Raw genomic sequence first — 12275 nt, forward strand, 5'->3', positions numbered from 1 at the left:
AGCAGAGACGAAGAACGTCCCGGAATTCTTCCCAAGCGAAGCTTGGCGATGAAGACGGGGCGTTCTTTTTCTATGAGTTGCGAAAGAGAGGAGCTGGCGGAGATGAACTTCGAAGAGGCGCACCAAGCATTTGTCCGGTACCATTTGCAGAAAAGGACGGGGGAGCGGCGGGGGCGGCTGGAACGCGGACATCAGGATGCGGAGAAGTTGTTCTGCCGCAACGTATGGTGGCCGCTGCAAGGAAACTTTGACGAGCTGCATCCGGAATTCGAGGTGCTCGATTGGCGAGGCCGCTCCTATTTCTGCGACTTCGCCTGGCTAACCCCGGCGGCGAGAATCGTCATCGAGATCAAAGGCTTCGGGCCGCACGTCCGGGATATGGACAGGGAAAAGTACTGCCGGGAGCTGAACCGGGAAACGTTCCTGGCCGCGTTGGGTTTTCAGGTTGTCTCCTTCGCCTACGACGATGTCGCGCACCGTCCCGAGCTGTGCGTCATGCTGCTGCGGATGGTGCTAAGCCGCTATCAACCGAAAGGGTCTCCCGACGGTCTGAAGCCATTGGCGGAAAAGGAAATCGTGCGTCTGGCTTACCGGCTCGCGCGCCCGATTCGTCCGATCGACGTCGAGACTTATCTGGATATGAACCATCGCACCGCCGTTCGGACGCTGCAAGAACTTTGCGAGAAGGGATGGCTGACCGGAACGGCCGGCGCGACCGGCAAACATATTGTGAAATATGAACTAGGGCGGATCGAACCGAGTTTACTATGGTAAGTTCGGAGTGACGCGGAAGTTCGGAGAGATGCCGGAGTTTGAGGTGATGCCGGTGTTTGGAGTGATGGGAGTGTAACGGCGAGAAATTCCTGCAAATGTGCAGGTTTTCCTGGAGGAAGTCATAAGCCTGGGACAATTCCTGCAAAAGTGCATCTTTTTGGCCATCTTCACCCCTTTATCAGGCGTTGACGCCCGAAAAACCTGCACATTTGCAGGTTTTTCGTCTTATTGAACTGATTTCGGGGAAAAAACCTGCATTTTTGCAGTTTTGACCGCTGAAGATGCTCGATTGCCAATTAAAGTCACCGTGAGGGGGACGGAGGGTTGACGAAAGCAAGAGAAGCAGCGGCCGACTGCGCCGCTGCTCTCCACGTTGAAGTTGAACCCTCTGCGACCCGGCGCGAAGTTGAGCCGCCGCTCCTCTCCGCGATCGCGACCGAGTAAAGGAAGTTGCGAAACCGTGTTAACAATGAGCATTCTCAGGCCATCTGCCGCCGATTCTCGCGTCTTACCGCCGGCCAAGAGCCTCGCGGATGCTGATCTCCACGGGAGAATAGCCGTCCGGATCGGCCCGGTCGAAGTTCATCCGTTCCTTCAGCGGGGTCTTCTGATTGCACATGAAGCGCGGAACGCCGGAGTGGTTCTGGGAAGCCGCATGGTACAGGAACGGGTGGCACAGGATGACGTCTCCGGGCGATGCCGTCGTCTCGACGACGCGAAGCTTGAAGCCGTCCGCGTCGGTATGCCAATTGTTCATGAAGCGGTTGACGCGGTCGACCCCCGCCGCCACTTCCGCGCCCGCCTGCCCGGTCAATTCCGCCAAGTAGGGATGCTCCAGATTGAGCATATCGATGCCTTCCTGCGGCTCGAGCCCTTCCGGATGCTTCTCCAGGAACCGCGCCACCACGCGATGGGAGCCTTCCACGACCAAGGTGCCGCCGCCTCGCGGGCCGATCTCCGAGAAGATGCACAAGCAAAGCAAGCCTTGATCGGGACTGTCCACGTAATGGCGGAAGTGTCCTCCGTCCCAATGCCAGCCTTCCGTCGGCACGTCCCACGGCATCTCGGCGCCGAGCGAGAAGTTGACCGGCCACCAGCCCCAGGTGCCGACGACTTCTTCTTTGCCGTATACGCCGCGGTCGATCCAGCGGTCGCGGCCGATCAGGTCTTCGATCGCGTCCGCCATCCGCTCCGTGTTGCAGCGGTCGAACGCGCCTCCCCGATACGCCTCCCGCAAGTTGTACATCGGCTGTCGCCACGTGTTCGGATCGGCCCGGTCGACGCCGAAGCGGCGAAGCTGATCCCAGATGTATTGCTGGCATTCAAGGGCCAGCTCCCGCGGATACGCCTGCTCCACCTTCACCCAACCGCGCTCGAGGAACTGCGCGATCTGCTCCTCCGTCAGAACTCTCTTCTCCATGCTCCCAAGCCATCCTTTCGCGAGTCGCGTAGGCTCCCCTTATTGCTGCTGCGTCTGCCGCCAAGCGTCGACCTGCTTCTGCTCCTCGGCGATGACCTTATCGATGCCGGCCGCCTTGAGCTTGTCGATATATTTCGGCAAGTACACTTCCGGATCCAGCGTGCCGGAGCCGAGCCCCGAGCTGAACTCCTTGCCGGCGCTGGTGATGGCCGCGACTTCCGTCTTGACGTTCGTCGGGTCGAACACGAACCCGAGCAGCGGGTCCATCTGCGCCTTGCTGTTGAAGTCTTTGAATTTCTCCCACTTCTGAGGGTCCTCGTTTTTCCACAAATAATCGTTGAACTGGTTCCCGAACAGCCAGGCCTGGTTCAGGTTATAGCCGGAAGTTTGGGCCGTGACGCCCGGCGGAAAATCGATCGTGTTGTCGTCGACCTTGACGTAGTGCTTGCCTTCGATGCCGAATGCGATCAGGTTGACGAGGTACTTGTCGGTGTAGAGCAGATTGAGGAACATCATCGCCCGCGCCGGATCTTTGGACGTCCGGGAGATGGCCACCATCGACCCTTGCGTATCGCCGGTGCCGATGATCGGAGGCGTCAGCTCCACCTGCACCCACTGCTGCCCGGTCGCCGTGCTGACTTCGGCGTCCTTGCCCGGCTTCAGCTGTTCCGGATAAGCGAACGCTTTGCCGGCTTTCAGACCGCCGCTCAAATCCTGAAGCGTCGCCGCGTCCTTGTTGATATAGCCTTTCTGGTACCACTTGTGCATGAGATTGTAGCCGCCCTTGATCTCCGGCGTATCGTAAGCGTTCACCAGCTTGTAATCGGTCGTCCCCTTCATTAAGGTGCCGGCTCCCCCGTCGAAATGGGCGAACGTGTTCGTGTTGTAAATGTTGAGGATCGAAATGTCCTTGTTCAAGTAGAACGGCGTCACGCCCGGCTCGTTCTGCTTGATCGTGTCGAAGATCGGCTCCAGATCCTCCGGCGTCTTGATCGCGGAGATATCGATCTGGTATTTATCCACGAGATCCTTGCGGAGCAGGACGCCCCACTGGCTGGCGATTTCCTTGTTGACGGGGAGGCTGTAGTGCTTGCCGTTGACCATCGAGCCTTCCAGCAGCCGCGGATCGATGACTTCCTTGGCGTCCGGCGCGTACTTGTCGATCAGATCCGAGATGTCGATGATGTTGCCCTGCGAGATTTTGGCGGCGAATCCGTTCCAGTTGGCCGTATACATGAGGTCGAAAGGCTCGCTGGACGCGAACTTCAGGTTCATCTTGTCGTCCCAGCTGCCCCAGTCGATCACTTCCAGGTCGAAGGAAGCGTTGATTTTGTCTTTCAGATACTTGCTCACTTCCTCGTTGACCAGAGCCTGATCCTTCTGTGCGGCCGCTCCGGGAACGTACCAGGTAATTTTATAAGGGGCCAGCTTCGACGCGTCGGAGGCGCCGCTGTCGCCGGCGCTCGCGCTCGCGCTGCCGCTTGCGCTCGCGGACGGGCTGCCGCCGCTGTCCGCTGCCGACGGGCTGCCGGCTCCCGCATTTCCTGCGTTCGAATCGTTTCCTCCGCTTTTCCCGCTGCAGCCCGTCAGCATGACGGTCACCGCAAAAGCTGCCGTCCACGCGGCTAATCCTTTTCTACCGATGCTTCTCATACGAACCCTCCCGATTGAATGAAATGACGGCGTTTCCAGCCCCATTGTAAAAGAAAAGCGCTTGCATCGAATAGGAACGAAGATGACCGAACTAACGTTAATATGACCGATCCCCGATCTGCAAGAGAAACGAACGATCGGGGCCTATTCCGTTCCGGACGGCGGCCGCGCGGCGAACAGAACGGCGTCCGCATTAAAATCGTGCATTCGAATCCGCGTTCTTCCGTCCGCGAACTCGAGCTCCGGCCTCCAGATCCGCTTCCCGTCCAGCTCGACCATCTCCACGGAGAAATCTCTCAGATCCGCGTCAAGCAGCAACTCGTTGCTATAGGGAATGTAGACCGCCAGTCGATCCCGGCCGGGAGAGGCGGCCGCGCGGATTTGCTCGTACGGAGTCAGCAGCAGATCCTGGGCCGGCTCGATGTCGTACAATCCGTATCGTTCGAAGAGCCAGCTGCAATAGCTTGCGTCCCACGCCCCCTCCATCCGCAGCGCCGTTCGCCAATCGTACGGAATCTTCGACCAGGCTTCGCTCGTAAACGCGGCGCCCGTCCGATGCCAGGAGAACAGTCCGTGCGCACCATAGGCGAACCCCGCTTTGGCGCCGGACAGAACGCTCCACCAGAACGCTTTCCGCACGTCGAAGGCATCGAACCGGCCGTACTTGTTGCCGTGCCCGTGGCCTTCGTAGCAAGGCTCGCCGTTGACGACGGGACGCTTCTCCCGCTTGGCGTAGAACGCTTGCGCCAGCCGATAGGCTCCCTCTTGCGAATCCTTGTCATGGCTGGACTGGTACATATAAAAATCGAGCAGGTCCGATCGAAGGAACTCTTCGACGTTCAGCTCGGCGGCGCCCATGAGGTGCAGGGTCGTCAGCGCGTCCGGCGCTATGTCCTTTACCGCTTGAAGCGACGTCAAGTAATGGCGTACCGTCCGATCCGAGCCGAAGTCGGTGTCCCCGCTGATCGCGTAGACGGGACTGTAGGCCGCGAATCTTCGGACCACGTATTCCGTATACGGCTTGACGAACTCTAGAGGCATGATATGGCTCGGGTTATTGCGGGAAAAGAACGTATCCGGAACGTAATTCGCCCACAGCACGACCAGCAGGCAGGTAAAGCCGCCATCCTCCGCCATCCGGACCATCTTCTCCGCCCGTTCAAAGAACGGTTCGTTGATTCGGGAGAAGTCCCAAGAGCCGTCGGAATGCTGTCGAAAAGGACAACCGTTCACATTCGTATCGCTCGTATCGTGCAATATCGGTAGAATCGAGATTTGCAGCACGTTGAACGGCTGGTGGCGCCTGTAGCTCAGGTACTGCTCCCACTCCTCGAGCGACGTATTCGAGAACGCGCTCCATACGGTATCCGCCAAATAAAAAACCGGCTTCCCGTCGCGTAAAAATCCGTCTCTGCGCCGGTTGATCGACCAAACGGCCATGCGAATCGCCCGCCTCTCTTTTCCCCAAACCCGCTGTTCCAGGTCAGCCCTTCACCGCGCCCACCGTCAGACCGGCGACGAAGTAGCGCTGAAAAAACGGATACGCCAGCACGATCGGACCCATACCGACGATGCACATCGCCATGCGGACCGTCTCGTTCGGAATCTTCGCGATCTCCTCGGCCCCGACCGACGAAGAGCTCTGGGCGTTGGCCTGCAGGAACTGGAGGTTGCGCATGACCCTGTACATCATGTACTGCAGGTTGACCATGCTGTCCTTGTTGATGAAAACGAGGCTGTTGAACCAATCGTTCCAGTAAGCCAGCGTGTAGAACAAGCCGATCGTCGCCATGACCGGAAGCGACAGCGGCAGCACGATACGGAAGAAGATCCGGAACTCTCCGGCGCCGTCGATCTGGGCCGACTCGAGAATCGACGAATGAATCGTCTGCTGGAAGAACGTCCGCGTCGTCAGCACCAGGAACGCGTTCATGAGCAGGCCCGGCACGATGAGCGCGAACATCGTATCCTTCAGATGGAAGAGGTTCGTGTACACCAGATACCAAGGAACGAGACCGCCGCCGAAGATCATGGTGAAGAAGATAAAGAAGGAGAAAAAGCCCCGGAAGGCGAAGTCCGCTCTCGACAGCGGGTAAGCGTAGAGAGCCGTCATCATCATGCCGGCGAGGCTTCCGATCACCGTGGTGGCGATGGAGATGCCGTAGCCCGTCGCGATCCGGTGAAGATCGTAAGCGAGGTAGTGATACGCCGCCGTGCTCCATACGCGGGGTATCAGCGAATAGCCGTGCAGCGCGATCGCGTTCTCGTCCGAGAAGGAAGCGGACAGAACGAGCAGAATCGGGAACAGGCAGGCGCAGCAGTACAGAATGAAGAACACGTTGATGACGGCATTGGAACCTGGGGAGATCGCGTTGATTCGCTTTGCGGCCGGCACGGATACTCCCGCCGGGGACGACTGCGCGGATGCGTTCATCGATCCGTCGCTCCTTTCTTAGAACAAGGCGCTTTCCTTGCTGAATTTGCGAACGACCAGGTTGACGGTAAGCACGAGTACGAATCCGACGGCCGACTGGTACAGCCCCGCCGCGGAGGACATGCCGATGTCTCCTAGCGTAAGCAGGGCGCGATAGACGTAGGTGTCGATGACGTTCGTGGTCGGATACAGCGCTCCGGCGTCCAGCGGGACCTGGTAAAACAGGCCGAAATCGGCGTTGAGAATATGCCCGACCGCCATCAACCCCAGAATGATGATGATCGGCCGGATCTGGGGAAGCGTGATGCTGATCGCCTGGCGCCACTTGGAAGCGCCGTCCATCAGGGCCGCTTCGTAGTATTCGTTGTCGATGCCGATGACCGCCGCCAAGTAGATGACCGTGGAGTACCCGATGTTTTTCCAGATGTAGACGATCGGCAGAATAAACGGCCAATACTTCGGCTCGCTGTACCAGGCGATCGCGTCCGCGCCCAGCGGCTTCAGCAGGTTCGTGTTGATGAAGCCGAATTCCGTGCTCAGCAGCGAGTAGCCGAGGTAACCGACGACGACCGCCGACAGGAAGTACGGAAGAAACATGATGCTCTGATAGAATCGGGCCGCCAGCCGGTTGCGCACTTCGTTCAGCAGAATGGCGAACGTGACGGCGATGATCGGCGTAACGACAATAAACAAAGCGTTGTACAGCAGCGTATTGCGGGTAATCGTCCAGGCGTCCGACGTTCGGAACAGAAACTTGAAGTTGTCGAAGCCCACCCAGGGGCTCCGGAGGATCCCCACGCTGTAGTTCACGCTCTTGAAGGCGATGACCGTCCCGAACATCGGAAAATAATTATTGATCAGCAAGTAGATGGCGCCGGGCATCATCATCAGCAGCAAATAGCGGTTTTTCGCGACTTTGCGGCCGAATGTCAAGCGACTGCTCTTCCTTTCCGCGTTCAGTTCCCTCACCCCGCTTTCGAATCGGCCTATTGTTGGCGCTTTCAACGATATTGTAAAAAAAGAAAGCTCTCGTTCGATAGGAATAAACGTGACCGACATGACGTTATTATGACAAACCCCCCGCTCCTGCTCGCAGGCGGGGGGGTTCGGCGGCGCGGGACGGACCGGCTAGCCGATGACGCCCTGATACCGCTTGCGGTATTCTTGCGGAGTGATGCCGACGGTCTTTTTGAACGCTTTGCCGAAGTAGGAGAAGTTCTCGTAGCCCAAGGAATGGCCGATATCGCTGATTTTCTCGTTGGTCTCGGTCAGCAGGATTTTGGCCTGGTTCATCTTCGTCACGATGATGAAATCCATCAGCGACTGCCCCGTCTCCTTCTTGAACAGGCGCGACAGATAGGCGGAGTTCAAATAGACGTGCGCGGCCAGGTCCTCCCGGTTGACGTCCCGGATATGCTCTTGTACGTACTTCTTGACCTTCTCGATATTGGCGAGATGGTCTCCTTCGTGCTGGCCGAAGTAATCCATGCCGGTCGCGAGCAGCCGTTCCGCCCAGCTTTTCAGGCGGGAAGGAGACCGGGTGGCGAAGCTTTCGCCGGCGAGCAGCTTGCTGCCGACCACCTCTTGGGCCGACCAGCCTTTCCGATGGGAAACGTGATAAACCATATGCAGCAGCAGGTGGTAGACCGATTCCAGCCATTCGCCCGTCGCCGGGGAATCGGCCATCTCCTTGAACGCGGCGTTCAGACGCTCCGTCAGCTCCGCCTTTTTGCCGGACTCGAACAGCACGGTCCATTCCGCCCAATCGATATGGACGGGCGCTTGCTCCTTGACCGGAACGGAGCGGCCGAAGCCGCGTTCCCGCAAGAACAGGACCGCTTCTCCATCCGCCACGTTGCCGCGCTCCATCTCGAGCAGGGCGTCGTAAGTTTCCGTCAAAACGCCGACGGCCGACGGCTCGCCCACATAGCAGGACAGACGGCAGTAGAAATATTCGGACGCCGCCCGCATATAAGCTTGGCAGATGCTCTTCAGCTCCCGGTCGTCCGGCTCGCGGCCTTCCTCGTCCTCGTACAGCAGAACGAACGGAGCGCCTCCCGCATCCCGGATGACCGCCCCGGGCCGGCCGTCCAGGAACATCTCCTCCGCGCATTTGCACAGGGCATATTCCAAGATGTTCTCGTCCCGCTCGCTGAACGTTTCGCGGAATTGCTCGACGCTGAGCAGAATCGGCCGGACCCGCGTGCGCGGAGAGATCGGCAAGCCGTACGATTCGATCGCCTGCGTCAGCCGGTCGCCCTGCATCATGACGCGCGCGCCCAGGATGTCTTGCCAGAACTTCTCCCACAGCAGCGGTTTCTGCGTCTCCCACAGACGGGCGTATTTCTCGTATCGCTCCGCGTACTGCCTCTGCTCCCTTTCCTGCCGAAGCTTCTCGCACGCGCGGGAGACGACTTCGGCGATCTGCTTGTGCTTCACGGGCTTCAGCAGGTAGTCGAAGCCGCCGAGCTGCACAGCCTGCTGCGCGTAGGCGAAATTCGCATGCCCGGTAAAGAAGATCGTCAGCGAGCCGGGCGAGTGCTCGTTGATCCATTCCAGCAGCTCCAGACCGTTGCTGCCGGGCATCTCGATATCGCAGACGACAATGTCGACGGCGTTCCGGCTCATGACCTCCATCGCCGTCCGCGCCCCATACGCGCTGAACACCCCGGTCACTCCGACGGACGGCCAATCGATACAGTTCAGAATCGCTTCGACGGCATATTTCTCGTCGTCCACGACCAGCAGGTTAAACATCGCCGCCCCCTCCTTCATACTCGTGTTCGACCGGAATTCGGACGCGGACGACCGTCCCGCACGGCTCCCCGGCGAAGAACCGGACGCCGGCGCGATTCCCGTAGACCAGGCCGAGTCTCCGCCTGACGTTCCAGATGCCGAGACCGCCGGCTCCCTGTTCTCCGCGTCCGTCTCCTTGTCCCGCAGCCAAGCCATCTCCGTCGTCCTGAAGCGCTTTCAGCTTCTCCGGCGCGAGTCCGCAGCCGTTATCGGCGATCGCGATCTCGCAGCCTTCGCCGCCGTCCGTCGAGGCCGAGACCGCGATGGAAATGACGAACAGGCTCTCCCCCTCCGGCATGCCGTGAATGACGGCATTCTCCACGAAAGACTGCACGACCAGCGGAGGAATGGCGCAGCCCGCATACCGCTCGGGCAGATCGATGCGGAACGCCAGCTTGTCGGGGAATCTCAGCTTCTGGATCTCCAGGTAATTGGCGACATGCCCGATCTCTTCGGCCAGCGTGATAAACTCCCGGTGCGCCCGCGTAATGAAACGGAAGTAGTCGGCCAAATGCTCGGTCATCTTCTCGACCAGATCGTTCTTGCGAAGGGCCGACAGGCTGTAAATAATATTCAGGGAGTTCAGATAAAAGTGCGGATTGATCTGCGCCTGCAGATGCTTGAACTCCGCCTCCTGCTTTTTGAGCATCTCCTCGTATACGTCGATTTTCAGCCGATTGATCTGGCCGGCCATGCCGTTGAACGTATCGGCGAGAAAAGCGAATTCGAACGTGGACTCTTCCGCGAGCCGGACGCCGAGATCGCCGTACTTGATTCTTCTCATCCCGGAGATGAGCGCCTGCATCGGCCGCAGCAGCGTCCGCTTCAGGAAGAACGAATAGAACAGGATGACGATCACCCCGAGAACGGGAATCAGGTAGATCGCCCACTGGAAATAGAACAGCTGCTTCAGCAGCGTCTCCTCCGGAACGATCGCAACCATATGGATCGGGGCCTGCGCGAAGTCCGCGCTTACGGCCAGATAGCCTCTTCCGTCGGAGGAACGCTTGAACTTGCGATACGCCTCGTCTCCAGGCTCCCGCAAGCTTCTCTCGATCTTCTCCACGTCCTGAGCGGTCAGCGACGACTTCGTCAGCGGAACGCCGTCCCCGGAAACGAGCAGCTCCTCCATTTCCGGATTCTCCGCCCCGGTCGGCAGCTCGTCGACGAGCTTCGAGGCCTGGATCAAAGCCCCGATATAGACATCGGAATCCGACACTTGCTCCAAACGGACTAGATAGTAGGTATTTCCCTCCCGGATCATGTCCCACCGGTGCACCTGCCTCGTCTTCCGATCGGCCAGATACCCGTCCAGCACGCGGTGATATCGTTCGATCTCGTCGTAAGTCCGCTGTCTGGTAATGAGCCTCTCGGGCTTATCCAGGTAGATGAAGAACGTATCCACTTCCTTGTAGGCGTCCTGATCCTGTTCGAACGATTGAAGCAGGGACTGCTTCGCGAAAAAGTAGTCCCCGCTGCTCTCCGGGTAGGTTGAGAGCGCTAACAAATTCCAGTATGACGTATTGCCCGTCGCTTGCTTGAGCAGATAGCTGAGCGTTTGTTCCAGCGCGATATCCTTTTTCGCCGCTTGCGTGGCGATCCAGCTTCCGTTGGATTGCGACACCTGTTCCCGCACGACGTTCATCGCATAGTCGTTGTTGTAAAACAAAAAGACGATCAGCGGAACGGTTACGATAATGAATCCGACGATGAACTTGTAGCGTAGCGTACGTTTCCTTCGAACGATGGCAACCACCTCGCGCTAGGCTTCCGTGTCGCGTTGCTTGCTTGAGCAAGAGTAATTATAGACCAGCGCAAGGAATTAATAAAGACGGCCCGATTCTGGTAATAATCGGGCCGGTCCGATAGCGCTAGAAGGTCCCGGAATTCAATCGGCCATACGGCTTCGGGCGAATCTCGACTTTCGCGGCGGCAACGGATCGATCGATAAGCGCCTCGTACGCCTCGTCGGCAAGCCGCGCCTCGATGACGCCCTTCACAGCTTCGAACGGGCGGACCTCGCCCTTCGTCCGCTGAACGACGACCGCGCAGACGTAGGCGCCGTTCTCCAGGAACGGGCCGGTGCTCTGCCCGGCCTGAAGCCTCTGCAGCTTGGACGCAAGCAGCGGCATCTTCCGCGAGATTTCCCGGGCCGTATCGGCATCGATCGAGACCGTCCCGACAATCGCCTCGCCTTCATAGCTTTTCGCCGCCTCGGCGAGGGAGCGGCCCTGATCGATGCCGTCCGCGATCTCGCGAACGATCTTCTCCGCATCGGCCTCGTCCGGCCCCGACCCGGAAGAGAAAGAGACCGTCGCCGTATCGGCGCGAATGGCGTCCCGGTCCGCGAAATCGGCTCGGTGCGCCTCATAGTACGAATGAAGCTGATCGTCCGTCCAGGTCATCTTCCCTTCGAGCTTGGTCTTCAAATCGCCCAAGAGATTGGAATTGAGCAAGCTGTAATAAGTCGCTTCGCTGTATTGCCGCGGCCCGTATACGTCTGACTGACCGCTCCCCGCCTTCTCTCTCCGTTCGTTTTCCGCCTTCAGCCGCTTCTGGACCGACGCATAGGAGATGTCGTCCGTCAGCCCTTCCTGCCGGGCCATCATCTGCTGCACCTTGAGCCGCACGGTCTGCGCGAGCGCATCCCGCTTCAGCTTCTCGATCGGCGCCTCGCCCCGAAGCGGCGCCGTCCAGAAGTCCGGCCCGGCATCGGCGCCGCGCTGCGCCCGGTAATAGGCCGCCGTCTTCGCCTTCTGCTCCCGCATCGCCTGAAGCAGCTCCTGCCGCGCGATCGGCTCGCCGTTCACGGTCGCGACGATGTCCGCCTCGCCGCCTTGATGGCGAATTCCCGGCGTCGCCGCGATCGCGACGGCGGCCAGCAGCAATGCGGAGGCCGCGAGTACGGCCCCCCGCAGCCGCCGCTTGCGGGGCCTCGGCGGTACCGGCGTCGTTCCGGCAGCCGGGCGCGGCGGAGCCGGCGGTTTTCCGTCGGGGCGGTTCGGCGGGGCCGAAGAGGTGAGCGTTGTCGCCGACGATCTTCCGGCATCCGAATGCGGCGGATTTTTTGGTGCGGGCTTCGCCATTCTGCCCCCTCCTTTCTCGAATATTCCGAACCAGACGCCCGAAACGAAGCCGCGGGATATTTTAGCGGAACCGCGATCCGTTAACCGCTCCCGCAAACTTCGCCCGGCCAGC

Annotated in this window: 9 protein-coding genes; 1 reads left to right on the plus strand and 8 read right to left on the minus strand. The window is 59.5% G+C overall.

The genetic code is table 11. The features are described 5' to 3' along the window. Positions 1-102: 102 nt before the first annotated feature. Positions 103-774: a DUF559 domain-containing protein gene (locus tag H7C18_RS30575; protein WP_185132994.1), complete on the plus strand. Its 672-nt coding sequence runs from the start codon at positions 103-105 to the stop codon at positions 772-774. Positions 775-1282: 508 nt separating this feature from the next. On the opposite strand, the gene H7C18_RS30580 is transcribed toward H7C18_RS30575, so the two are convergent. From H7C18_RS30580 to H7C18_RS30615, 8 genes are all read right to left on the minus strand, one after another. Further along, positions 1283-2194: a phytanoyl-CoA dioxygenase family protein gene (locus H7C18_RS30580; RefSeq protein WP_185132924.1), complete on the minus strand. Its 912-nt coding sequence runs from the start codon at positions 2192-2194 to the stop codon at positions 1283-1285. A 39-nt stretch (positions 2195-2233) separates the two neighbouring features. Further along, positions 2234-3847 (minus strand): ABC transporter substrate-binding protein, encoded by a 1614-nt coding sequence (locus H7C18_RS30585; protein WP_185132925.1) that lies wholly within the window; start codon positions 3845-3847, stop codon positions 2234-2236. Between the two features lie 144 nt (positions 3848-3991). Continuing rightward, complete coding sequence (locus tag H7C18_RS30590; RefSeq protein ID WP_185132926.1) at positions 3992-5287, minus strand: glycoside hydrolase family 140 protein; 1296 nt, start codon at positions 5285-5287, stop codon at positions 3992-3994. Positions 5288-5330: 43 nt separating this feature from the next. Next, entirely contained in the window at positions 5331-6281 is a 951-nt protein-coding gene (locus H7C18_RS30595) for a carbohydrate ABC transporter permease (RefSeq protein WP_185132927.1), read from the minus strand. A gap of 18 nt (positions 6282-6299) precedes the next feature. Then, positions 6300-7169, minus strand: coding sequence for an ABC transporter permease (locus H7C18_RS30600; RefSeq protein WP_420481895.1), 870 nt, complete (start codon positions 7167-7169; stop codon positions 6300-6302). Between the two features lie 240 nt (positions 7170-7409). Beyond that, positions 7410-9038, minus strand: a complete 1629-nt coding sequence (locus tag H7C18_RS30605; RefSeq protein ID WP_185132929.1) for a response regulator — start codon at positions 9036-9038, stop codon at positions 7410-7412. Next, complete coding sequence (locus tag H7C18_RS35880) at positions 9031-10833, minus strand: histidine kinase (RefSeq protein WP_185132930.1); 1803 nt, start codon at positions 10831-10833, stop codon at positions 9031-9033. Before H7C18_RS35880 ends, H7C18_RS30605 begins: the two co-directional genes overlap by 8 nt. 115 nt (positions 10834-10948) lie before the next feature. After that, positions 10949-12163 carry a peptidylprolyl isomerase gene (locus H7C18_RS30615; RefSeq protein ID WP_185132931.1) on the minus strand — a complete coding sequence of 405 codons (1215 nt, stop codon included), beginning with the start codon at positions 12161-12163 and terminating at the stop codon, positions 10949-10951. Positions 12164-12275: the final 112 nt, after the last annotated feature.

The sequence above is a fragment of the Cohnella zeiphila genome, assembly GCF_014212055.1.
Classification (GTDB): domain Bacteria; phylum Bacillota; class Bacilli; order Paenibacillales; family Paenibacillaceae; genus Cohnella; species Cohnella zeiphila.

Coding starts and splice junctions, on each gene's coding strand:
- H7C18_RS30575 (WP_185132994.1), top strand. CDS start 103: ATGAACTTCGAAGAGGCGCACCAAGCATTTGTCCGGTACCATTTGCAG.
- H7C18_RS30580 (WP_185132924.1), bottom strand. CDS start 2,194: ATGGAGAAGAGAGTTCTGACGGAGGAGCAGATCGCGCAGTTCCTCGAG.
- H7C18_RS30585 (WP_185132925.1), bottom strand. CDS start 3,847: ATGAGAAGCATCGGTAGAAAAGGATTAGCCGCGTGGACGGCAGCTTTT.
- H7C18_RS30590 (WP_185132926.1), bottom strand. CDS start 5,287: ATGGCCGTTTGGTCGATCAACCGGCGCAGAGACGGATTTTTACGCGAC.
- H7C18_RS30595 (WP_185132927.1), bottom strand. CDS start 6,281: ATGAACGCATCCGCGCAGTCGTCCCCGGCGGGAGTATCCGTGCCGGCC.
- H7C18_RS30600 (WP_420481895.1), bottom strand. CDS start 7,169: ATGATGATGCCCGGCGCCATCTACTTGCTGATCAATAATTATTTTCCG.
- H7C18_RS30605 (WP_185132929.1), bottom strand. CDS start 9,038: ATGTTTAACCTGCTGGTCGTGGACGACGAGAAATATGCCGTCGAAGCG.
- H7C18_RS30615 (WP_185132931.1), bottom strand. CDS start 12,163: ATGGCGAAGCCCGCACCAAAAAATCCGCCGCATTCGGATGCCGGAAGA.